The following is a 21,502-nucleotide window of genomic DNA, read 5'->3' on the forward strand; positions in this document are numbered from 1 at the left end:
CCGACAAAGAGTGTGCATTGCCGGCGGCCCGAAGACATTCGGGCCGTCGGTTTTTCCAACAGGGATTGGCTCCCATGCTACGCTTCATTCTCGGACGGCTCGCCGTCCTGATACCTACGTTCATCGGGGTATCGATCATTGCTTTCTCGTTCATCCGACTTCTTCCCGGTGACCCGGTCATGTTGATGTCCGGCGAACGGGTCATGTCTCCCGAACGCCATGCCGAACTGATGAACCAGCTCGGTCTCGACCGGCCGATGTACGCCCAGTATCTCGATTACCTGGGCGGGCTGCTGACCGGCGACTTCGGCAGTTCGATCGTCACCAAGCGTCCGGTTCTGGACGACTTCATGCAGCTTTTCCCCGCGACCCTTGAACTGTCGCTCTGCGCCATCATTCTCGCCGTCTGCCTCGGGATCCCCGCAGGCGTGCTGGCGGCTGTGAAGCGCGGTTCGTGGATCGACCAGACGGTGATGGGGGCAGCCCTCGTCGGCTATTCGATGCCGATCTTCTGGTGGGGCCTGCTGCTGATCATCTTCTTCTCCGGCTATCTCGGCTGGACGCCCGTCTCTGGCCGCATCTCGCTGATGTATTTCTTCCCGCCCGTCACCGGCTTCATGCTGATCGACAGCCTGCTGTCCGGGCAGGCCGGCGCCTTCAAGTCGGCGGTCAGCTACCTGATCCTGCCGACGATCGTGCTGGCGACGATTCCGCTCGCCGTCATCGCCCGTCAGACGCGCTCGGCGATGCTCGAAGTGCTGGGTGAAGACTACGTCCGCACCGCCCGCTCCAAGGGGCTTGCACCCTTGCGCGTCGTCGGCGTCCATGCGCTGCGCAACGCCATGATCCCGGTCATCACCACGATCGGCCTGCAGGTCGGCGTGCTGCTGGCCGGCGCGATTCTGACGGAAACGATCTTCTCCTGGCCGGGCATCGGCAAGTGGATGGTCGATTCGGTGTTCAAGCGGGACTACGCTGTGGTGCAGGGCGGCCTGATGCTGATCGCCGGCGTCATCATGCTGGTGAACCTGATCGTCGATCTGCTCTACGGGTTCATCAACCCGCGGATCCGGCACTAGGAGGTGGCTGAAATGACTGTAATCGAAAGCAAGGCCGCCGATCCGAAGCTCGCCGAGGGCAAGGCGCCGCCGTCTGGCCTCTCCGAATTCTGGTTCTATTTCTCGCGCAACAAGGGCGCAGTTATCGGCCTGGTGATCTTCCTGATCATCCTGTTCGTTGCGATCTTCGCGCCCTTCGTCGCACCACACAGCCCGAGCGTCCAGAACCGCGACATGCTGCTGGTGCCGCCGGTCTGGCAGGCGGGCGGCAACTGGGGGCACATCCTCGGCACCGACGCAGTCGGCCGCGACATCCTATCGCGCCTGATCTACGGTGCGCGCTTCTCGCTCTTCATCGGCCTTGTCGTCGTGACGCTGTCGGTGATCTCGGGCGTGCTGATCGGTCTCGTCGCCGGCTATTTCCGCGGGCGCGTCGATACCTTCATCATGCGCATCATGGACATCATCCTGGCGTTTCCCTCGCTGCTGCTGGCACTTGTGCTGGTTGCCGTGCTCGGACCGGGCCTGCTGAATGCGATGATCGCGATTTCGCTCGTCAACCAGCCGCACTTCGTGCGCCTGACGCGTGCGGCCGTGATGACGGAGCGGACCAAGGACTACGTGGTCGGCTCGAAGGTGGCGGGTGCGGGCACTCTGCGGCTGATGTTCCTGACCATTCTGCCGAACTGCCTGGCGCCGCTGATCGTGCAGGCGACGCTGGCCTTTTCGGCGGCGATCCTCGACGCGGCAGCCCTCGGCTTCCTCGGCATGGGCGCCCAGCCGCCGACGCCGGAATGGGGCACAATGCTTGCCGAAGCGCGCGAATTCATCCAGCGCGCCTGGTGGGTCGTCACGTTCCCGGGCCTTGCCATTCTCATCACCGTGCTTGCCATCAACCTGATGGGCGACGGCCTGCGCGATGCTCTTGATCCAAAATTGAAGAGGTCGTGATGTCGCTCCTCGAAATCCAGAACCTGGTCGTCGAGTTCCAGACGGCCTCCGGCCCCTTCCGGGCTGTGGACGGTGTCTCGCTGAAAGTCGATGAGGGCGAGGTGCTCGCCATCGTCGGCGAATCCGGCTCGGGCAAGTCCGTTTCCATGCTTGCCGCCATGGGTCTTCTGCCCTGGACCGCCAAGGTCACCGCCGACAAGCTCCTGTTCAACGGTCGCGACCTGCAGGCCATGAGCGACCGCGACCGACGCAAGATCATCGGCAAGGAGATCTCCATGATCTTCCAGGAGCCGGTCGCCAGCCTCAATCCCTGCTTTACCGTCGGCTACCAGATCGAGGAGGTGTTGCGCGTGCATACCGATCTCGATCGCAAGGCGCGATGGGACCGGGCGATCGAGCTGTTCCAGCTGGTCGGCATTCCGAACCCGGAGGAGCGCCTCGGCCACTATCCGCACCAGATGTCGGGCGGCCAGTGCCAGCGCGTGATGATCGCGACAGCGCTTGCCTGCAATCCGAAGCTTCTCATCGCCGACGAGCCGACGACGGCGCTCGACGTGACGATCCAGAAGCAGATCCTCGACCTTCTGATGAAGCTGCAGGCCGAGCACGGCATGGGCCTCATCATGATCACGCACGACATGGGCGTAGTCGCCGAGACCGCCGATCGCGTGATCGTGCAGTACAAGGGCAGGAAGATCGAGGAGGCCGACGTGCTCTCGCTCTTCGAGAGTCCGAAGAGCGTCTACACGAAGGCGCTGCTGTCCGCCCTGCCGGAAAATGCCGTGGGCGGCCGCCTGCCGACGATCACGGAAAAGCTCACCGATCAACAGATCTTCGAGGGAGCCGTTCGATGACCCCCGTTCTCGAGGCGCGCAATCTCAAGCGCGACTACCACATCCCCGGAAGCCTTCTTAAGAAGGGCAAGACCGTCCATGCGGTCAAAGGCGTGAGCTTCAAGGTCGAGCAGGGCAAGACGCTCTCGATCGTCGGCGAAAGCGGCTGCGGCAAGTCGACGCTTGCCCGCATGGTCACGATGATCGACCCGGTTACCTCCGGCGAGATGCTGATCGACGGGCAAAAGGTGGACATCGCCGCCGAGCCGCTGTCGTCCGACATGCGCAGCAAGGTGCAGATCGTCTTCCAGAACCCCTACGGTTCGCTGAACCCGCGCAAGAAAATCGGCGACATCCTGACCGAACCGCTCATCATCAACACCAAGATACCCGCCGCGGAGCGCCGTGACAGGGCGATGGCGATGCTGAAGAAGGTGGGGCTTGAGGAAAAGCACTATAGCCGCTACCCGCACATGTTCTCCGGTGGCCAGCGCCAGCGCGTGGCGATCGCTCGCGCCCTGATGCTCAACCCGCGCCTTCTGGTGCTGGACGAGCCGGTCTCGGCGCTCGATCTGTCGGTCCAGGCGCAGGTGCTCAACCTTCTCGCCGACCTGCAGGAAGAGTTCCACCTCACCTATGTCTTCATCAGCCACGACCTTTCGGTGGTGCGCCACATCTCCGACGACGTGATGGTGATGTACTTCGGCGAGGCGGTCGAATACGGCAGCCGCGACCAGGTCTTCAACGATCCGCAGCACAGCTATACCAAGACACTGTTTGCCGCCACGCCGCGCGTCGACGTGGAGGCGATCAAGGCCCGCCTCGAGCGGCGCAAGCGCGCCTGAGGACCTCGTTCGTGAAGCGCGGCAGGGCGATCGTCGTGATGGGCGTATCCGGTTGCGGCAAGACTTCCGTCGCGGAAGGTCTTGCCGCAAGCCTCGGCTATTCCTTCCTCGAAGGCGACCAGCTGCATCCGCAGGCCAATATCGACAAGATGTCGAAGGGCATCCCGCTCACGGATGCGGACCGCTGGCCCTGGCTGGAGCGGATCGGCGAGCGGATGCGCGACGCCGCGGCATCGGGGCAGGGGATCGTCGTCTCCTGCTCCGCCTTGAAGCGCACCTACCGCGACCGCCTGCGGTCGGGCGCCGAAACCGGTCTTTCCTTCGTGTTCCTGAGCGGCAGCCGCGCGCTTCTGCTGGCGCGGATGGGGGAGAGGAGGGGCCATTTCATGCCGGCGAGCCTGCTCGACAGTCAACTCGCCGCCCTTGAGGACCCGTCCGGCGAGCCGGGCGTGGTGACGGTCGACATCGATGCACCGGTCGCAGACGTCATTGCCGCGAGCCTGAGACAGCTTTCTGTGCTGTGGGGACAGGACCGATAGGACGGCTCTGGGGAGCGCACAGCGCAGGCACAATTTCCGCTGGCACAATCATGCTGGCAATGCGCCTGCGGCAATCGTATAGACCTGATGCCGCTCCAGATACCCGCCGGCGGGTGGCTGCCGCCTCTGTTTGGCCGGCCACAGGGCTCGAACACCAAAGACAGGAACGAACCGATGACCATTACTCGCTTTGAAACCGGCGCCCGCATGAGCGGCGCAGTCGTGCACAACGGCACCATCTACCTGGCCGGCCAGGTGGGTGAACCGGGTGCCGACGTCACGACGCAGACGAAGCAGGTTCTGGCCGAGATCGACCGGCTGCTGGCGCTCGCCGGCTCGGACAAGACCCGCATCCTTTCCGCTCAGATCTGGCTGGCCGACATGGCCGATTTCCAGAAGATGAACGCCGTCTGGGACGCCTGGGTGCCGCAGGGCAACGCACCGGCACGCGCCACGGGTGAATCCAAGCTGGCCGGCCCGGAATATCTGGTCGAGATCATCATCACCGCCGCACAGGCCTGATCCTCGATCGGTAAAGTCTGCCGTCCGCCGTGACACGCGCGGTTCGACGTGACGGAAAATGAAAAAGGGCGGGCCGCGTGGCGGCCCGCCCTTTTGCATCTGGATTTTCGAGGACGGCGTCAGGCGCTTTTGGCCAGCCGCGAATGCTCATCAAAGAACAGCGCCTGGCTGATCAGCGCCTTGACCATGTCCGGATTGAACGGCTTGGTCACGAGGAACGCCGGCTCGGGCCGCTCGCCGGTCAGGAGCCGCTCCGGGAAGGCGGTGATGAAGATCACCGGAATGGTGCTCGTCTTCAGGATGTCGTTGACCGCGTCGATGCCCGAGCTGCCGTCGGCAAGCTGGATGTCGGCCAGGACCATGCCGGGCGGCGAGCGCCGGTACAGTTCGATCGCTTCGGAATGAGTGCGCGCGATGCCGGTGACGCGGTGGCCGATCGCGGTGACCATGTCCTCGATGTCCATGGCGATCAGCGGTTCGTCCTCGATGATGAGGATGTCGGTTGCGACCTGCTCGGAGATTTCGCGCGACGCCTGGTGCAGGGCCGCCTTCGCCTCCTCCTCCGAAATGCCGAGGATGTCGGCGCATTCGGCCAGCTCGAAGCCTTCTACGGCAACGAGGAGAAAGGCCTTGCGGGCCAGCGGCGTGACATGGGCAAGGTTGGCGGCGGCCTGGCGTTCCCAGCCGAAGGGCGATTCCGAACTCGGCGGAATGTGCACCTGCACCTTGTCGAACAGCGAGCAATAGAGCCTGAAGATGCTGATGCGGTCATTCGATCGCTCGGGATAAAGCGTTATGTCTTCGACGAGCGCTTCCAGCATCGCTGCCACATATGCATCTCCTGAGGTCTGCGAACCGGTTACCGCACGCGAAAAGCGCCGCAACAACGGCAAATGGGGTGCAATACGGGTGGATAGCGACATATACTTCTCCCTGAATTGGTACCGAAATCGGTCAGTTTCCTGTAAATTCATTTCACGGAAACGATTTTGGTGCGAAATCAAACCCCAATGGATAGGCTGACTTTGGGGCCAAACAAAGTTGGTGGACCGGCGCGAAGGAGCAGATAGCGATGACCAAGCCCGCTACGCGCGGCCGAAAATCGGATGGTACGACGAGCGCTCTCGATTCTAACGGCATCGTTGGTCGCAAGCTGAGATCCTATTACGATTCGATCGAAACCGAGCCGCTGCCGGAGCAGTTGCTCGATCTGCTGGACAAGCTGGACGAGGCCGAGCGGAAGGCCAAGCCGACCTGACGGAACGCGCCGTGTGACGAAACACGCAAAGAAACGGGCCAGCGGCCCGTTTCTGAGTTCAGTGGGATGTTGCTCAGCGGCAGGGAGCTTCATAGCGCCGTCCGTATCGATCGCGGTAGATGCAGCGGCCGGGCTCGCTGGCGTTGCCGATCAGGGCACCGATGGCGCCGCCTGCAACGGCGCCGACTGCAGCGCCGCCGACCCTGTTGGTCGCAGCACCGCCGATGATCGCGCCAGACGCGGCGCCGATGGTGGCACCCTTCTCAGTCTGGGTGCACGAGCTGACGCCCAAGGCGGAAAGAGCGATGACGCCGGCAACGATAAGATTTCTCATAATGTCTAGTCCTCTTCAAAGGCGAAAATCGGTCAAATGCGCCCCATGAGGAGCAGGATCAGCAGAATGACGACGATCAGGCCGATACCACCGGATGGCCCGTAACCCCAGCCGCTGCTGTAGCCCCAGTTCGGCAATGCCCCGATCAGAAGCAGAATAAGGACAATGAGAAGAATCGTTCCAAGCATCAAGCACCTCCCTGCGAAAACGCAGCTAAATCCGTTGGCAGGAAAATGCGCGTCATGAACGATTGTTCCAGGGGTGGTGCGAATTTTCGCAACAATCGCCAGCAGTTGAATTTACCCGCCTGCACGGCGGAACGTTCGTTGGCCGGGTGCGTTTGTCTATCGGCAACACAAGCCGAAAGGAGATTCACATGAATTGGGACATCATTGAAGGCAAGTGGAACGAGTACAAGGGCAAGGCCCAGGCGAAGTGGGGCAAGCTCACGGATGACGACCTCGACGTAATCAAGGGACGCCGGGTCGAACTGTCTGGCAAGCTTCAGCAGCGCTACGGTATGGCGAAGGATGAGGCCGAGCGCGAAATCGACGATTGGTCCCGTCACCACTAAGACCTTCATGCCTATGGCATGCCCGAAAGACGCCGTTGCGCTCATGCGCAGCGGTGTTTTTCTTTGCTATGTGAGTAAATGTCGGCGCGCTCGATAGAAATTCTCTGCAACGGAACTTTTTTTCGGCAGCCTCGTTCTCCTGTCGATGATAAAAAAGGAGTTGCTGGTATGCTTTACTACGCTGTTGTGTTTCTGGTCATCGCGTTGATCGCTGGCGTGCTGGGCTTTGGCGGCATAGCAGGCGCATCGGCAGGCATCGCACAGATTCTGTTCTTCGTCTTCCTGGTGCTGCTGGTCGTCTCGCTGCTGTTTGGCTGGTCGCGGCGCGTCTGAACCATCACAGACGAATGAAGATGAAAGGGCGGGGCGCTGGCTCCGCCCTTTTTCATTTCAGCTTTCCACGAAGAACTTGACCCGGTCGGCCGCAAACCGCGAACGCGAGTACTGGATCGCCTGGCCTCCCGCATCCGCATTGATCGCCGTCGTGACGAGAAGGATGGCCCCGGGGGAAAGCTTGAGCAGGCGGACATCCTCGCCCTCGGCATGAACGGCCGAAATCTCCGTTGAGCGACGCACATAATCGGCCACGCCCAGCGCCGAAAGCGATTTGGTGATCGATCCGGTCTTTCGGTATTGATCGCCTATGCCCTCGAACCGTGCTGCCGGAAAATGGCTTGTGGCGAGCGAGATAGGCTTGCCGTCGGCAAGGGCCAAGGTCTCCAGGCGCACGCAGTCGGTTCCCGTCGCAATCCCGAGCGCTGCGGCAACGGCGGGGGAGGCCCGTTCCACCCCCTGGCGAACAAGCCGCCCCTCGATCTCCCGCGCCTGATCGCCGAGCCCTTGCGAAAATCGGGTGCGCCGCGAGATCGGAAACGTCAGGCGGTCGCGGCGTTCGATCATGGTGCCCACACCCTGCACGGCTCGCACCATGCCTTCTTCGGCAAGGGCGGCAAGGGCGCTGCGCACCGTATGGCGGTTGACGCCGAAGCGTTCGGCGAGAACCGTCTCCGCCGGCATCATGCCCGTTGCGTCGTAGTCGCCGCTGTTGATCGCAAGGCGTATCCTGTCGGCGATCTGCCGCCATAGCGCCACGCCCGATCGCCGCTCGATCATTTCCGCTCCTGTGGCATGACTCGTCACATGCCTGTCATTTTGACCCGGTATGACCAGACCATACGATGTCTAGTTGTCTAGATCAATAGACAAATTTCGAGAGCGCATTGGGAGATTTGCAATGGCACCAGACGGACACCAGCCGCATCCGGGCACCGGGCCGGAAAGGCGCAGGCAGGCGATGGGGGTGCTGGCGAAGGCGACACGGCTTGAGCTGGAGCAGGCCTGGAACGGCCTGCCGCAGCGGCCCGAGGCCGTGCCGGTTCGCGGGCCGGAGACGGGGCTTGTCATGGTCCGCGGCCGCATCGGTGGCGGCGGCGCGCCCTTCAACCTCGGTGAAGTGACGGCCACGCGCGCCAGCGTCCGCCTTGAGGGTGGCACCGTCGGTCATGGGCAGTCGCTCGGCACCGACGGCGAGAAGGCGCGGCTTGCGGCGATCTTCGACGCGCTCCTTCAATTGCCCGAGCATGCGCCGACAGTCGAGCGTCTGCTTTCCAAGGTGTCGGCACGCATCGAGGCTGAAGACGCGCAGCGGATCCGGGAGACGGCCGCCACCCGTGTCGATTTCTTCACCATGGTCAGGGGAGACGACTGATGCCCGACACCCAGATTTTTTCCGGCGCTTTCGCCGAACCGGTATTCGCCGCCCAGTCGGTTTTCCGCACGGTGATGGACTGCATGGCCCGGCCGGGCACGATCGGGACGATTGCCGCAACGGCAAGGCCACCGCAGCCGCTCGGAGCGGCAGCGGGCGCGATCGCGCTCACGTTATGCGACCATGACACTCCGGTCTGGCTGACGCCGCAGCTTGCCAAGTCGAAGTTGCCCGGTTGGCTGTCGTTCCATGCCGGTGCCGCCGTGACCGCAGAGAAGCAGGACGCCCGCTTCGCCTTCGTCGAAAAGGGCGCCGTCGTTCCGGGCTTCGGCCTGTTTGCGCAGGGCACCCAGGAATATCCGGACCGTTCGGCGACACTGGTGATCGAGATCGAAAGCCTCGAGGGCGGCCGGCCGCTGGTGCTGACCGGCCCCGGCATCCGCGACGAGGCGATGGTCGGCCCGCAGGGCCTACCGGACACCTTCGTCGCACTGGCCGGAGCCAACCGGGCGATGTTCCCACGCGGAGTGGACCTGATCCTCGTAGCCGGCGACCGCATTCTCTGCCTGCCACGCACCACCGTTATCAACAACAGGGAGGCCTGAGCCCATGTATGTTGCCGTCAAGGGTGGCGAGGCCGCCATCGCCAACGCCCACCGTCTGCTCGCCGACCGTCGCCGCGGCGATCGCGCGCTACCGTCGATCACCATCGAGCAGATCGTCGCCCAGCTCGGTCTCGCCGTCGACCGGGTGATGGCGGAGGCCTCGCTCTACGACCGCGCCATCGCTGCACTCGCCATCCGCCAGTCGCGCGGCGACATGATCGAGGCGATCTTCATCCTGCGCGCCTATCGCACCACCCTGCCGCGCTTCGGCTATTCGGTTCCACTCGAGACCGCCGAGATGCAGGTCGAGCGCCGCGTTTCTGCCACCTACAAGGACCTGCCGGGCGGCCAGCTGCTCGGCCCGACCTTCGACTATACCCACCGGCTGCTTGATCCGTCGCTGCTGCACGATGCCCCTGTCGACGAGGCCCTGCAGCGCGAGGGCGGGCAGGAGCCCATCATGCGCGTTGCCGATATCCTGGCGGGTGAGGATCTGGTCGAGGATGACGGCGCGCTGCCGGAAGGGCACGTTCCCGGCGACCTGACCCGCGAGCCGCTTGAGTTCCCGATGCCCCGCGACCTGCGCCTGCAGGCGCTCGCCCGTGGCGACGAGGGCTTCCTTCTGTCGCTCGGCTATTCCACCCAGCGCGGCTATGCCCGCACCCACCCCTTCGTTGGGGAAGTGCGCATCGGCGAGGTGGAAGTCGAGCTGGACATGCCGGAACTTGGCTTCTCCGTCTCGCTTGGCCGTATCCAGGTGACGGAGTGCCAGATGATCGCCCAGTTCAAGGGCTCCGCGAAGACCCCCCCGCAGTTCACCCGCGGCTATGGCCTCGTCTTCGGGCAGAGCGAGAGGAAGGCGATGGCCATGTCGCTCGTCGACCGGGCGCTGAGGGCAGGCGAATTCGGCGAGGATGTCGTGGCACCGGCGCAGGACGAGGAATTCGTCATCTCGCATTCCGACAATGTGCAGGCGACCGGCTTCGTCGAGCATCTGAAACTGCCGCATTACGTGGACTTCCAGGCTGAACTCGATCTCGTCCGCCGCATGCGCCGGGAATATGAAGCGGCACGCGGCGACAAAACCGATAGCGACATTCCGGAGGCCGCAGAATGACAACGGCAGCAAGCGAACTGGCGACCTACAACTTCGCCTATCTCGACGAGCAGACGAAGCGCATGATCCGCCGCGCGATCCTAAAGGCGATCGCCATCCCCGGCTATCAGGTGCCGTTTGCCTCGCGCGAAATGCCGATGCCCTATGGCTGGGGCACCGGCGGCGTACAGGTGACGGCGGCGATCCTCGGGCCGGAGGACGTTCTGAAGGTCATCGACCAGGGGGCGGACGACACCACGAACGCGGTCTCCATCCGCGCCTTCTTCCAGAAGGTCGCCGATGTCGCGGTGACGACGAAGACCCGCGAGGCGACGATCATCCAGACGCGCCACCGTATCCCCGAGGAAAGGCTGACGACCGGCCAGACGCTCGTCTACCAGGTCCCGATCCCCGAGCCCCTGCGCTTCCTCGAGCCGCGCGAGACCGAGACCCGCAAGATGCATGCGCTGGAAGAATACGGCCTCATGCATGTGAAGCTTTACGAGGACATCGCCAGGAACGGCCATATCGCGACAACCTATGCCTATCCGGTAAAGGTCGAGGGCCGCTACGTCATGGACCCGTCGCCGACGCCGAAATTCGACAATCCGAAGATGCACATGTCGGAGGCGCTCCAGTTGTTCGGTGCGGGCCGCGAGAAGCGCATCTACGCTGTGCCCCCCTTCACCGAAGTCGTCAGTCTCGACTTCGAGGATCATCCGTTCGAGGTCCAGAGCTTTGACAAGCCCTGTGCGCTCTGCGGCGCGGAGAACGTCTATCTCGATGAAGTGGTGCTCGACGACCGCGGCGGGCGGATGTTCGTCTGCTCCGACACAGACCATTGCGAGGATCGCCGCGACCACGGCCACTGCGGCACGATGCTGGCCTACAACAAGGGGGCTGCCCAATGACCGACGCACCGCTTCTTAGAGCCCGCGACATCTCGAAATTCTACGGCGCCCGTATCGGTTGCCAGAACGTCTCCTTCGACCTCTGGCCGGGCGAAGTGCTGGCCATCGTCGGCGAGTCCGGCTCCGGAAAGACGACGCTGCTGAACTGCCTCGCCACCCGGCTGATGCCGACCTCCGGCACCATCGAATACCGCACACGCGACGGCCAGATGCGCGATCTCGCCCGCATGGGCGAGGCCGAGCGCCGCTTCCTGATGCGCACCGACTGGGGCTTCGTCCACCAGAACCCCGCCGACGGGCTGCGCATGACGGTCTCGGCCGGCGCCAATGTCGGCGAGCGGCTGATGGCGGTCGGCGAACGCCACTACGGCAACATCCGCGAGACGGCCGGCGACTGGCTGCGTCGCGTCGAGATCGGCATCGACCGCATCGACGACCAGCCGCGCGCCTTTTCCGGCGGCATGCGCCAGCGCTTGCAGATCGCCCGCAATCTCGTCACCGCACCCCGCCTCGTCTTCATGGATGAGCCCACCGGCGGTCTTGATGTTTCGGTGCAGGCGCGCCTGCTCGACCTCGTTCGCGGCCTGGTCCACGACCTCGGCCTGTCGGCGATCATCGTCACCCACGACCTCGCCGTCGCGCGTCTTCTGTCGCACCGGATGATGGTGATGAAGGACGGACACGTAATCGAGCACGGCCTGACCGACCGCGTCCTCGACGATCCGCGCGAAGCCTACACCCAGCTTCTCGTCTCCTCCATCCTGCAGGTCTGACCGGCTGCCTCCGACAATACGCCCAGCTTAGAAGGAAATCGATCATGGCGACGCCACTCGTCGTATCCGAAGTCGCAAAGAGCTTCACCATGCACTTGAGGGACGGTATCCGCCTGCCTGTCGTCTCCAACGTCAATTTCTCCATCAAGGCCGGCGAATGCGTCGTCCTTGGCGGTCCCTCGGGCATCGGCAAGAGTTCGCTCTTGAAGATGGTCTACGGCAACTACGGCGTCGACGCCGGCCAGATCCTTGTCGAACACGAGGGTCAGTTCGTCGATCTGGCGACTGCTGATCCGCGCAGCGTGCTTGCCGTCCGCCGGGTGACGCTCGGCTATGTCAGTCAGTTCCTGCGCGTCGTGCCGCGGGTTGCCGCCGTCGACGTCGTGGCCGAACCGCTGGTCGCGGATGGCGCGATCCCCGCGGTCGCCCGGGAGAAGGCGGAAACCATGCTCGACCGGCTCAACCTGCCGCGCGAACTCTGGCAATTGCCACCCGCCACCTTCTCCGGCGGCGAGCAGCAGCGCGTCAACATCGCCCGCGGCTTCATCACCGACCACAGCATCCTCCTTCTCGACGAGCCGACGGCTTCGCTGGATGCGAAGAACCGCGAGATCGTCGTCGACATGATCGAGGAGAAGAAGCGGGCGGGCGTGGCCCTGCTCGGCATCTTCCATGACGATGACGTGCGCGTCCGGGTCGCCGATCGCGTCATCGACGTCTCCGCCTTCTCCCCGCGAAAGATCGCCGCATGACCAGGCTTTCGGAACGCACCCCACTCATCCACGCCACGGCATCGGTGGTCGATTGCACCCTCGGCCGTTTCGTGGAGATCTCCGAGCGCTGCCGCATCGCAGAGACCGAACTCGGCGACTATTCCTACATCATGGAAGACGGCTCGGTCTGGTGCGCGACGATCGGCAAGTTCGCCAACATTGCGTCTTCCGTCCGCATCAACGCCACCAACCATCCGATGTGGCGAGCGACGCTGCACCATTTCACCTATCGCGCCGCCGACTACTGGCCGGACGCCGACAGGGAAGAGGATTTCTTCGCCTGGCGGCGAGCCCACCGCGTTACCATCGGCCATGACGTCTGGATCGGTCACGGCTCGACCGTCCTGCCCGGCGTTACCGTTGGCAATGGCGCCATCATCGGCTCCGGCGCGGTGGTGACGAAGGATGTCGCCCCCTACACCATCGTCGGTGGCGTTCCTGCGAAGCTGATCCGCGAACGCTTCGGTCGCGATATTGCCGAGCGCTTCGAAAGGCTTGCCTGGTGGGACTGGGACCACGCGCGCCTGCGTGTCGCCCTTGAGGATTTCCGTGCACTCGATGCTGATGCCTTCCTTGTCAAATACGGCGCCTGAACGTCGCGCAAAACCCTGGCAATCCGCGCTTTGTGGATTGTTATCAAACGGACATGAAACTGACATTCCGCATTCATTGACCGCCTTTAAAGCCGCAGCAGTGTCAATGAACAAGCCTCGAGAGGGCAAGCCATGTTTCGCCTGAAGAACGTCACGCGCCGGTTCGGCGGCAAGGCCGCAGTCAGCGCCGTCAGCGTCGATATTCCGCAAGGTCAGATGGTCGGCGTTATCGGCCGCTCTGGCGCCGGCAAGTCGACCATGCTGCGGATGATCAACCGGCTCGTCGACCCGAGCGAGGGCTCGATCCATTTCGGCGATGTCGCGGTCTCGTCGCTGCGTGGTGCGGCGTTGCGCAACTGGCAGCGCGACTGCGCCATGATCTTCCAGCAGTTCAACCTGGTGCCGCGCCTCGATGTGCTGACCAACGTCCTGCTCGGTCGCCTCAACCACCGCTCGACCGCGCTCAGTATCCTCAACATGTTCACCCGCGAGGAGCGCATCATGGCGATCGCAGCACTGGAGCGCCTCGGCATCGAGCAGACGGCGCTGCAGAAGGCGGGCACGCTTTCGGGCGGCCAGCAGCAGCGCGTGGCGATCGCGCGTGCGCTGATGCAGCAGCCGAAGATGATCCTGGCGGACGAGCCGATCGCCTCGCTGGATCCGCTGAACGCCAAGGTGGTGATGGATGCGCTGCGCGATATCAACGAGCGCGAGGGCATCACCGTGATCACCAACCTGCACACGCTCGATACCGCCCGCAACTATTGCGAGCGCATCATCGGCATGTCGGCCGGCCGGATCGTTTTCGACGGTGCCCCGCGCGACCTCGATGCGGCGGCGGTGCGGGCGATCTATGGCACGGGCGCCGATGGCGCGGAGATCGACGAGACCGTGACTTCGACGAGCATCAAGGGCAGTGCCGGGCTCGTACAGGACAACGTGAAGGAATCCGCCGGCGTTACGCCGCTGGCACTGGCAGGCATCTGAGCCTTGCCGGGATCGAACGGCCCGCGTCAAGGGCCGCCATCATTCTCAAAGCCGGCGGGGGCCGGTCAAACAGGAGAGAAGTCCATGTTGAAGAAAGCTCTTTTCGGCGCCGTCGCCCTTCTGGCGCTGGTCGGCCACTCCCAGGCGGAAGACCTGAAGGAATTCCGCGTTGGCATCATCGGCGGCGAGAACGAAGCCGACCGCCTGCGCAACTATCAGTGCCTCGGCGACCAACTGAAGGCCGAACTCGGCTTCGAGAAAGTGTCGTTCTTCCCGGCTGCCGACTATGACGGCGTCATCCAGGGCCTGCTCGGCGGCACGCTGGACTATGCCGAACTCGGCGCCTCCGGTTTCGCCAAGATCTATCTCGCCAAGGCCGATGCCGTCGAGCCGATCCTGACGACCGTCCAGACCGACGGCTCGACCGGCTATCACTCGATCATGGTCGCCCGCAAGGACAGCGGAATCACCAAGCTGGAAGACCTGAAGGGCAAGAAGCTCGGCTTCGCCGATCCGGACTCCACCTCCGGCTATCTCGTCCCGCTCGTCACCCTGCCGGAAGCGATCGGCGCGCCGGTGAAGGAATATTTCGGCGAGACCGGCTTCGGCGGCGGCCATGAGAACCTCGTCCTCGAAGTCATGAAGGGCACCTTCGATGCCGGCACGACCTTCGGCTCGGGCGTTGGCGAATGGAAGGACGGCTACACCTCCGGCAACCTGCACAAGATGGTCGAGAAGGGCATCCTCGACATGAACGATGTCGTCGAGATCTGGAAGTCGCCGCTGATCCCGAACGGCCCGATCGTCGTGCGCACCTCGATGGCCGACGACATGAAGGCAAAGTTCAAGCAGTTCATGCTCGACCTGCCGAAGAAGGACGCTGCCTGCTTCTCCGCCGTCATGGGCGGCGACTTCACCGCGTTCACGGAAGTCAATGTCGACTTCTACAAGCCGATCATCGACGCCCGCAAGGCGACGATCGGCGGCTGATCCGACCGTGACCCATCCGGACGCCGGCCGGACCTCTGGCCGGCGTCTCCATTTCCAGTGATACAAGCGAACGCGGGACGGCGGCATGGCTGTGAATACGCTTCCGAAAGACTTCAGTGAGAGCGGTGCGCTGATCGAGCGCCACTGGCAGGAACTGGCCGCCAAGCGCCGCCTCTATACCTGGCTCGGCCTCGGCCTATTCGCCATAGCCTTCGGCGGCTCGCTCTGGTTTGCCAACGAGACCAATGCCGGCAAGTTCTTCGACCGCCTGCCGCATCTTTTCGATTTCGTCGGCGACATGATCCCGCGTGACGGCCTGGAGATCTTCCGGGCGCTGTTCGACCTGCCGTCACCCTATTACGACGGCAGCTTCAAATACAATTATCCCGAAGGACGGCACTATCTCACCGACAGCTTCTATGTGCCGGAATACTTCTACAAGATGCTGGAGACGCTCAACATCGCGATCTTCTCCACCATCGTCGGCACGGTCTTCGGCTTCCTCTTCTGCTTCCTCGCCGCCCGAAATCTGATGCCCAACTGGTTCGTGCGCGGCTTCGTTCGCCGCACGATGGAGATCCTGCGCGCCTTCCCCGAGGTTGTGCTTGCAGGTTTCTTCCTGGCCGTTTTGTCGCTCGGGCCGCTGCCGGCCGTGATTGCGGTTTCGATCCACACGATCGGCGCCCTCGGCAAGCTCTTCTTCGAGGTCGTCGAGAATGCCGACATGAAGGCGGAGGAGGGGCTGCGGGCGGCCGGCGCCAATTGGATCGAGCGCGTCTGGTTTGCCATCGTTCCGCAGGTCATGCCGAACTTCATCAGCTACTTCCTGCTGCGACTCGAGATCAACGTGCGCGCTTCCACGATCATCGGTGCCGTTGGCGGTGGCGGCATTGGCGAATTGCTCCGCCTTTCGATCGGCCAGAACCACCAGGCAAAGACGCTTGCGATCGTGCTCCTGCTCTTCTGCACCATCGTCGCCGTCGACCAGCTATCCGCCTGGGCAAGGCGCCGCCTCGTCGGCGACCAGGCCTTCCAGCTCGCACAGTGAGGAAAGAGACGATGACCAAGCTTCACGTGTCGGAGATGGAAGAGATCGCGGCCCGGCATCCGGAAATCTTCCGGACCTCCTTGTGGGCGCGGTTCCGCATGCCGCTGATCGTGCTCGCAGCAGTGCTCTACGGGGTCTATTGCTGGTGGTTCTTTGCCATCGGCGCGGTGCTCGGAAATGCCAACTGGTCGCTGGCCGGGACCTATCTTGCCGACTGGGTCTCCTACGAGGTACGCCCGGAAATCCGCATGGACGATCACGGCACGATGAAGATCGTCTATCCGCGGTTCTCGCCGCTTGGCGAAAATCCGAACCCCGACTGGCTGACGGCCGAACGTCAGACGGTGACCCGCACTATCGAGGTGCCGGCGGCAGCGCGCACCACAGCGCCCAAGTCGACGACCAGTTTCATGGCACCGGGCGCAGCACTGGGCAGCGCCGCCGCGGAGGCGGTCACGGCGGCTCCGCCTGCGACCGAGACGCGCACGGAGGACGTCGTCACCCGTGCCGAGGTCACCATGGGCCGCTCCACCCGGATCGAGGTGCTGCCTGGCGAGGTGACCGTGCAGCACGGCGACGAACGCCTGCGCGTCGCCATCGACGGCAGCACCGTGACACCCGAAACCCAGCCCCTGCCTCAATGGGCGACCCAGAAGCGGCCCGGCGAGAAGGTCGTTCTCTCCTTTGGCATCGCCGGGTGGGCGGAGATCGAGCCGGACGAGGTGAGCATCCGCAAGCGCTTCCTCGGCTGGGCGAACTTCGTCTTCGACACGCGCTCGCCCTTCTTCGACAAGTCGGTCTCGGAGGTGTTCTCGCTGATCGCCTGGGGCGACCGCATCGATCCCGCCCGCTCCAACCTGTCGCTGGCCTGGAACAACATCCTCTACAATTCCGAATGGCAGCATCTCGACGTCTGGACCAAGCTTCTGCAGACGATCGTAATGGCGTTCGTCGGAACGGTGCTGGCAACCCTTCTAGCTTTCCCGCTGGCCTTCGTCGCTGCCCGCAACATCACCCGCAGCTGGATTTCCAACCAGCTGACGAAGCGCTTCTTCGACTTCCTTCGCTCCGTCGACATGCTGATCTGGGCGCTGTTCTTCACCCGCGCCTTCGGGCCGGGGCCGCTTGCGGGCATGTCGGCCATCTTCTTCACCGATACCGGAACGCTAGGAAAGCTCTATTCCGAGGCACTGGAGAACATCGACGACAAGCAGCGCGAAGGGATCAAGTCCGTCGGCGCGCCATCCGTCGCCGTCCAGCGCTTCGGCGTGGTGCCGCAGGTCCTGCCCGTGTTCGTTTCGCAGGCGCTGTATTTCTGGGAATCCAATACGCGTTCGGCCACGATCATCGGTGCGGTCGGCGCCGGCGGCATCGGCCTGAAACTGTGGGAAGCGATGCGGACCAATTCGGACTGGGAGAACGTTGCCTATATGGTGGTGCTGATCCTGATCGTCGTATTCGTCTTCGACGGCATTTCGAATGCCCTGCGGTCGCGATTGATCGGACGGAACCACCATTGAGCGGCCGACCGTTGATTGGCCCGCCATTGAATGGAATGGAATTCGCTGGTGGCAATGGCATGATGCTGCCACACGAATCCCTTTTACGGTCGCGGTCGCGCCTTTGGGCGCCTCGGAACTGAACAGGAAGTTTGATTGTGCGATATGCCCTTTATTTCACCCCGGCCGCCAGCGATGGCCTCACGCTTGCCGCAGCCCGGTGGCTCGGTCGCAACGCGTTTAACGGTGCGCCGCTGGTTCAGCCGGCAGTCGCGGGCTTCGAGCCGCCGGCGCTTGCGTCCCTGACGGCCGATCCGCGCCGCTACGGTTTCCACGCGACCCTGAAGGCGCCGTTCGAGCTCGCCGAAGGCCGCAGTGAGGCCGACCTCGTCGCCGAGGTTGCCCGTTTCGCCGCCGCCATGGAAAGCTTCGAGATTCCCGAGGTGGTCGTCGGCCGCCTCGGTTCCTTCTTCGCCCTGATTCCCGCCGATGAATGCGAACCGCTGCAAGCCTTCGCGGGTGAGGTCGTTCGTTGTTTCGAGGATTTTCGCGCGCCGCTGTCGTCGGCGGACATTGCGCGGCGCAAGCCGGACGAGCTTTCCAGCGAGGAACGCCAGAACCTGGTGCAATGGGGCTACCCTTACGTGTTCGACACGTTCCGCTTCCACATGACCCTGACCGGACGGGTCGCCGCCGCCGAAGCACCGGCAATGGAGGAGGCGCTGTTGCAGCATTTCTCCGAGTTCCATGCGCGCCCGCTTGCGATTTCGGGCCTCGCCCTTTTCCGCGAGCCGTCCCGCGGCGCAGATTTTATCGTGCATTCGCTGTTTCCGCTGACGGGCGGAACCGCCAACAGAAAGATCGCCTGACATGTCGACCGAACTGACCCTGACCAATGCTAAAATCGTGCTCGAGGACGAGATCGTCCACGGCGCGGTGCTGATCCGCGACGGCCTGATCGCCGAGATTTCCGACACGCCGACTGTCGCCGGCGAGGACATGGGCGGCGACTACCTGCTGCCCGGTCTGGTCGAATTGCACACCGATCACCTCGAGGCCCACTATTCGCCGCGTCCCGGCGTACGCTGGAACACGACCGCTGCGATCCAGGCCCATGACGCCCAGGTGGCCTCCTCCGGCATCACCACTGTCTTCGACTGCCTGCGCATGGGCTCGGACGAGGACGGCGGTTTCGAGAAGGGCGAGATGCGCGGCATGGCCGACGCGCTTGCCGAGGCCAGCCGCGACGATCGCCTGCGCGCCGACCATCTGATCCACCTGCGCTGCGAGGTTTCCACCGACAACGTGCTCGAACACTTCGGCGAGTTCGAGAACGACCCGCAGGTGCGTCTCGTCTCGCTGATGGATCACGCCCCCGGCCAGCGCCAGTTCCAGACGATGGAGCAGTATACGCTGTACTACAAGACCAAGCGCGGCCTGTCCGACGAGGCCTTCGCGGAGTTCTGCCGGCGCCAGCAGGAGCTGTCCGCCCGCTACGCCAAGCCGCATCGCGATGCGATCGCCGCCCACTGCGCCGCGCGCGGCATCGCCGTGGCAAGCCATGACGACGCCACCCTCGAGCATGTGGAAGAGGCGATCGGCTACGGCATCCGCCTTGCCGAGTTTCCGACCAGCGTCGAGGCGGCGAAGGCGTCGCACGGCGCCGGCATGAGCGTGCTGATGGGCGCGCCGAACATCGTCCGTGGCAAGTCGCACTCCGGCAACATCGCCGCCCGCGATCTCGCCACCATGGGCGTGCTCGACGTGCTCTCCTCCGACTACGTGCCGCTGAGCCTGATCCAGGCGCCCTTCATTCTCGCTGACGAGAACAAGGCGATCGGCCTGCCGAAGGCGATCGCGATGGTTTCGGCCACCCCGGCCCGGACTGTCGGCCTTGACGACCGCGGGCGCATTGCCCCCGGTCTGCGCGCCGATCTCGTCCGCGTCCGCCGTCCGGACGGCGTTCCGGTCGTCCGTTCCGTCTGGCGCCAGGGGCGGCGCGTGGCATGACGGCAGCGGTAGAAACGGCTGCAGGCGGGATCACGCCGGCAACTGAGCTGGGAGGGGGCATGGTGATCGTGGTTGTCGGACCGAGCGGGGCGGGCAAGGATAGCGTCATGGCCCATGCCGCGCGGCATTTCGCAGGTGACGATCGCTTCGTCTTTGCAAGGCGCGTCATTACCCGCCCTGCCGATGCCGGCGGTGAGGCCCATATCGGCGTCGACGAGGCGACCTTTGCCCGGATGAAGGGCGAGGGGGCCTTTTGCGTTGCATGGGAGGCGCATGGACTTTGCTACGGCGTCCCCGCCAAGGTGCAGGCGGAAGTGGAACAGGGTAGGGTGGTGCTGGTGAACGGCAGCCGACAGGCGCTGCCTGCCTTCGTCGCCGCCTTTTCGAGGTTGACGGTGGTGACCATCACCGCCCATGCCGAGGTTCGCGCCGAACGCCTGGCGCGGCGTGGGCGGGAAAGCGGTGACGCCATCGCCGGACGCCTGGAGCGCCAGCCGCGCATGCCGGAGCTGCCGGTCGACGGCGTCACCATTGACAACAGCGGCCCGCTTGAGGTTGCCGGGACTGCGTTCGTCGATCTGCTTGCCAGGGCGGTTGCCCGCTGAAGCGTCGCAAACCGGCGGTCCGCTCTTGCGGGAGACGGTCTCCAGCACCACTTGCCGGTCTTCGAGCCATTGGTTAATCACTGGCGTCACATCGAAAATCACAGACGGAGCCGTCCATGAAGTCCCTCGAAATCCTGGTCGAACGGATCATCCTCTCCAGCCGATGGATTCTCGTCGCGTTCTATCTGGGGCTTGTGGCAGCGCTTGCGGTCTATGCCGTGTCCTTCGCCTACAAGCTCATCAAGGTCGCTAAGAATGCCTTCGTCTTCGACGACGCGGACATGATCCTTGCCATGCTGGGGCTGATCGACGCCGCGCTGGTGGCAAGCCTTATCCTGATGGTGATGATCTCCGGCTACGAGAATTTCGTCAGCCGCTTCGACGAGGCCGAAGCCGACGTTTCCTTCCTCGGCAAGCTCGATTCCGGCAGCTTGAAGATCAAGGTGGCCTCGTCGATCGTGGCCATCTCGTCGATCCACCTTTTGCAGGTGTTCCTGAATGCCCAGCAATATACCGACATGCAGCTGATGTGGCTGACCTTCATGCATCTCGCCTTCGTCATCTCGGCGGTCCTGCTCGGCTACCTCGAGAGGATCATGGCCCAGCTGAAGATCAAGGCCTGACCTGTCCGCTGATGGATGGGTGAAGACCTGGAAAGGGCGCCGCGGGATACCGCCGGCGCCCTTTTCGCGTTCTGGCGCCGGATTACGGGCGTGCTTTGAGCCGGTATTCGGCGACCGATTTCGTTGTTTTGGTCCTGTTTGAGAATTTTTGGGTGTTGGAATGCTGGAAAACCGGGGTTTTGGATTTGGTGTGGGGAAAAATTTCAAAAAACTGTCATTTGGGCTGTTGACTTGTTTCGGGTTGGGCCGTAGAAACCGCCTCACCAACGAGGGCGGCGGCGCTGCTGGCGACCGACGAACTCGCTCTAAGGTTCTTCTAGGAGATGCGGGCACATTGAAGCCGACAGGTTTCGGTTAAGTGTCTTGC

At 63.6% G+C, this 21,502-nt stretch carries 28 protein-coding genes; 24 read left to right on the forward strand and 4 right to left on the reverse strand.

The features are described 5' to 3' along the window. Nucleotides 1-74: 74 nt before the first annotated feature. The 6 genes from HV823_RS07240 to HV823_RS07265 all read left to right on the forward strand — a co-directional run bounded on the left by HV823_RS07240 (nucleotide 75) and on the right by HV823_RS07265 (nucleotide 4,748). On the forward strand, nucleotides 75-1,079 hold the full coding sequence (locus HV823_RS07240) for an ABC transporter permease subunit (RefSeq protein WP_176949046.1): 1,005 nt from the start codon (nucleotides 75-77) through the stop codon (nucleotides 1,077-1,079). Between the two features lie 12 nt (nucleotides 1,080-1,091). Then, entirely contained in the window at nucleotides 1,092-2,009 is a 918-nt protein-coding gene (locus tag HV823_RS07245; protein WP_176949047.1) for an ABC transporter permease subunit, read from the forward strand. Next, nucleotides 2,009-2,863, forward strand: a complete 855-nt coding sequence (locus HV823_RS07250; protein WP_176949048.1) for an ABC transporter ATP-binding protein — start codon at nucleotides 2,009-2,011, stop codon at nucleotides 2,861-2,863. Before HV823_RS07245 ends, HV823_RS07250 begins: the two co-directional genes overlap by 1 nt. Continuing rightward, nucleotides 2,860-3,687 carry a dipeptide ABC transporter ATP-binding protein gene (locus tag HV823_RS07255; protein ID WP_176949049.1) on the forward strand — a complete coding sequence of 276 codons (828 nt, stop codon included), beginning with the start codon at nucleotides 2,860-2,862 and terminating at the stop codon, nucleotides 3,685-3,687. The genes HV823_RS07250 and HV823_RS07255 overlap by 4 nt, the downstream gene beginning before the upstream one ends. A gap of 11 nt (nucleotides 3,688-3,698) precedes the next feature. Then, nucleotides 3,699-4,226: a gluconokinase gene (locus HV823_RS07260; protein ID WP_343051796.1), complete on the forward strand. Its 528-nt coding sequence runs from the start codon at nucleotides 3,699-3,701 to the stop codon at nucleotides 4,224-4,226. A 174-nt stretch (nucleotides 4,227-4,400) separates the two neighbouring features. Beyond that, complete coding sequence (locus HV823_RS07265) at nucleotides 4,401-4,748, forward strand: RidA family protein (RefSeq protein WP_176949050.1); 348 nt, start codon at nucleotides 4,401-4,403, stop codon at nucleotides 4,746-4,748. A 119-nt stretch (nucleotides 4,749-4,867) separates the two neighbouring features. Here the strand turns inward: HV823_RS07265 and HV823_RS07270 are convergent, their stop codons facing one another. Beyond that, nucleotides 4,868-5,671 (reverse strand): response regulator, encoded by an 804-nt coding sequence (locus tag HV823_RS07270; protein ID WP_176949051.1) that lies wholly within the window; start codon nucleotides 5,669-5,671, stop codon nucleotides 4,868-4,870. 149 nt (nucleotides 5,672-5,820) lie between these two features. Here HV823_RS07270 and HV823_RS07275 point away from each other — a divergent pair, with 149 nt between their 5' ends. Next, the gene (locus HV823_RS07275) at nucleotides 5,821-6,006 is read left to right on the forward strand and encodes a NepR family anti-sigma factor (protein ID WP_176949052.1); all 186 of its coding nucleotides are present in this window, start codon (nucleotides 5,821-5,823) and stop codon (nucleotides 6,004-6,006) included. A 73-nt stretch (nucleotides 6,007-6,079) separates the two neighbouring features. Here the strand turns inward: HV823_RS07275 and HV823_RS07280 are convergent, their stop codons facing one another. Together HV823_RS07280 and HV823_RS07285 are read right to left on the reverse strand one after the other, a co-directional pair. Beyond that, complete coding sequence (locus HV823_RS07280; RefSeq protein ID WP_176949053.1) at nucleotides 6,080-6,340, reverse strand: glycine zipper domain-containing protein; 261 nt, start codon at nucleotides 6,338-6,340, stop codon at nucleotides 6,080-6,082. 32 nt (nucleotides 6,341-6,372) lie between these two features. Then, nucleotides 6,373-6,528, reverse strand: coding sequence for a DUF3309 family protein (locus HV823_RS07285; RefSeq protein WP_176949054.1), 156 nt, complete (start codon nucleotides 6,526-6,528; stop codon nucleotides 6,373-6,375). A 188-nt stretch (nucleotides 6,529-6,716) separates the two neighbouring features. Here HV823_RS07285 and HV823_RS07290 point away from each other — a divergent pair, with 188 nt between their 5' ends. Continuing rightward, nucleotides 6,717-6,914 carry a CsbD family protein gene (locus HV823_RS07290; protein WP_097142014.1) on the forward strand — a complete coding sequence of 66 codons (198 nt, stop codon included), beginning with the start codon at nucleotides 6,717-6,719 and terminating at the stop codon, nucleotides 6,912-6,914. Nucleotides 6,915-7,082: 168 nt separating this feature from the next. Beyond that, entirely contained in the window at nucleotides 7,083-7,247 is a 165-nt protein-coding gene (locus tag HV823_RS07295; RefSeq protein ID WP_097142015.1) for a DUF1328 domain-containing protein, read from the forward strand. 57 nt (nucleotides 7,248-7,304) lie between these two features. Here HV823_RS07295 and phnF read toward each other — a convergent pair whose 3' ends face one another. Continuing rightward, nucleotides 7,305-8,027: a phosphonate metabolism transcriptional regulator PhnF gene (gene phnF, locus HV823_RS07300; RefSeq protein WP_176949055.1), complete on the reverse strand. Its 723-nt coding sequence runs from the start codon at nucleotides 8,025-8,027 to the stop codon at nucleotides 7,305-7,307. A 121-nt stretch (nucleotides 8,028-8,148) separates the two neighbouring features. On the opposite strand from phnF, the gene phnG reads away from it, so the two are divergent. From phnG to HV823_RS07375, 15 genes are all read left to right on the forward strand, one after another. Continuing rightward, entirely contained in the window at nucleotides 8,149-8,622 is a 474-nt protein-coding gene (gene phnG / locus HV823_RS07305) for a phosphonate C-P lyase system protein PhnG (protein WP_176949056.1), read from the forward strand. Next, on the forward strand, nucleotides 8,619-9,227 hold the full coding sequence (gene phnH / locus HV823_RS07310) for a phosphonate C-P lyase system protein PhnH (protein ID WP_176949083.1): 609 nt from the start codon (nucleotides 8,619-8,621) through the stop codon (nucleotides 9,225-9,227). Before phnG ends, phnH begins: the two co-directional genes overlap by 4 nt. A gap of 4 nt (nucleotides 9,228-9,231) precedes the next feature. Then, nucleotides 9,232-10,344, forward strand: a complete 1,113-nt coding sequence (locus tag HV823_RS07315) for a carbon-phosphorus lyase complex subunit (protein WP_176949057.1) — start codon at nucleotides 9,232-9,234, stop codon at nucleotides 10,342-10,344. Then, complete coding sequence (locus HV823_RS07320; RefSeq protein WP_176949058.1) at nucleotides 10,341-11,234, forward strand: alpha-D-ribose 1-methylphosphonate 5-phosphate C-P-lyase PhnJ; 894 nt, start codon at nucleotides 10,341-10,343, stop codon at nucleotides 11,232-11,234. Before HV823_RS07315 ends, HV823_RS07320 begins: the two co-directional genes overlap by 4 nt. Further along, nucleotides 11,231-12,007 carry a phosphonate C-P lyase system protein PhnK gene (gene phnK, locus HV823_RS07325; RefSeq protein WP_176949059.1) on the forward strand — a complete coding sequence of 259 codons (777 nt, stop codon included), beginning with the start codon at nucleotides 11,231-11,233 and terminating at the stop codon, nucleotides 12,005-12,007. Before HV823_RS07320 ends, phnK begins: the two co-directional genes overlap by 4 nt. Nucleotides 12,008-12,051: 44 nt before the next feature. Then, nucleotides 12,052-12,759, forward strand: a complete 708-nt coding sequence (gene phnL / locus HV823_RS07330; protein ID WP_176949060.1) for a phosphonate C-P lyase system protein PhnL — start codon at nucleotides 12,052-12,054, stop codon at nucleotides 12,757-12,759. Further along, nucleotides 12,756-13,373: a DapH/DapD/GlmU-related protein gene (locus HV823_RS07335; RefSeq protein WP_176949061.1), complete on the forward strand. Its 618-nt coding sequence runs from the start codon at nucleotides 12,756-12,758 to the stop codon at nucleotides 13,371-13,373. The genes phnL and HV823_RS07335 overlap by 4 nt, the downstream gene beginning before the upstream one ends. A gap of 132 nt (nucleotides 13,374-13,505) precedes the next feature. Continuing rightward, the gene (gene phnC, locus HV823_RS07340; protein ID WP_176949062.1) at nucleotides 13,506-14,360 is read left to right on the forward strand and encodes a phosphonate ABC transporter ATP-binding protein; all 855 of its coding nucleotides are present in this window, start codon (nucleotides 13,506-13,508) and stop codon (nucleotides 14,358-14,360) included. Between the two features lie 84 nt (nucleotides 14,361-14,444). Then, nucleotides 14,445-15,350, forward strand: a complete 906-nt coding sequence (phnD, locus tag HV823_RS07345; RefSeq protein ID WP_176949063.1) for a phosphonate ABC transporter substrate-binding protein — start codon at nucleotides 14,445-14,447, stop codon at nucleotides 15,348-15,350. 85 nt (nucleotides 15,351-15,435) lie between these two features. Next, on the forward strand, nucleotides 15,436-16,398 hold the full coding sequence (phnE, locus tag HV823_RS07350) for a phosphonate ABC transporter, permease protein PhnE (RefSeq protein ID WP_176949064.1): 963 nt from the start codon (nucleotides 15,436-15,438) through the stop codon (nucleotides 16,396-16,398). An 11-nt stretch (nucleotides 16,399-16,409) separates the two neighbouring features. Continuing rightward, on the forward strand, nucleotides 16,410-17,918 hold the full coding sequence (gene phnE, locus HV823_RS07355; RefSeq protein ID WP_176949065.1) for a phosphonate ABC transporter, permease protein PhnE: 1,509 nt from the start codon (nucleotides 16,410-16,412) through the stop codon (nucleotides 17,916-17,918). A 137-nt stretch (nucleotides 17,919-18,055) separates the two neighbouring features. Next, nucleotides 18,056-18,766 carry a DUF1045 domain-containing protein gene (locus HV823_RS07360; protein ID WP_176949066.1) on the forward strand — a complete coding sequence of 237 codons (711 nt, stop codon included), beginning with the start codon at nucleotides 18,056-18,058 and terminating at the stop codon, nucleotides 18,764-18,766. Between the two features lies 1 nt (nucleotide 18,767). Next, the gene (locus tag HV823_RS07365) at nucleotides 18,768-19,907 is read left to right on the forward strand and encodes an alpha-D-ribose 1-methylphosphonate 5-triphosphate diphosphatase (protein ID WP_176949067.1); all 1,140 of its coding nucleotides are present in this window, start codon (nucleotides 18,768-18,770) and stop codon (nucleotides 19,905-19,907) included. After that, nucleotides 19,904-20,512: a phosphonate metabolism protein/1,5-bisphosphokinase (PRPP-forming) PhnN gene (gene phnN, locus HV823_RS07370; protein WP_176949068.1), complete on the forward strand. Its 609-nt coding sequence runs from the start codon at nucleotides 19,904-19,906 to the stop codon at nucleotides 20,510-20,512. The genes HV823_RS07365 and phnN overlap by 4 nt, the downstream gene beginning before the upstream one ends. Nucleotides 20,513-20,628: 116 nt before the next feature. Continuing rightward, nucleotides 20,629-21,135 (forward strand): TIGR00645 family protein, encoded by a 507-nt coding sequence (locus tag HV823_RS07375; protein WP_176949069.1) that lies wholly within the window; start codon nucleotides 20,629-20,631, stop codon nucleotides 21,133-21,135. The last annotated feature ends 367 nt before the right edge of the window (nucleotides 21,136-21,502 follow it).

Origin of the sequence: Mycoplana rhizolycopersici, from assembly GCF_013378445.1 — a bacterium.
GTDB lineage: Bacteria > Pseudomonadota > Alphaproteobacteria > Rhizobiales > Rhizobiaceae > Mycoplana > Mycoplana rhizolycopersici.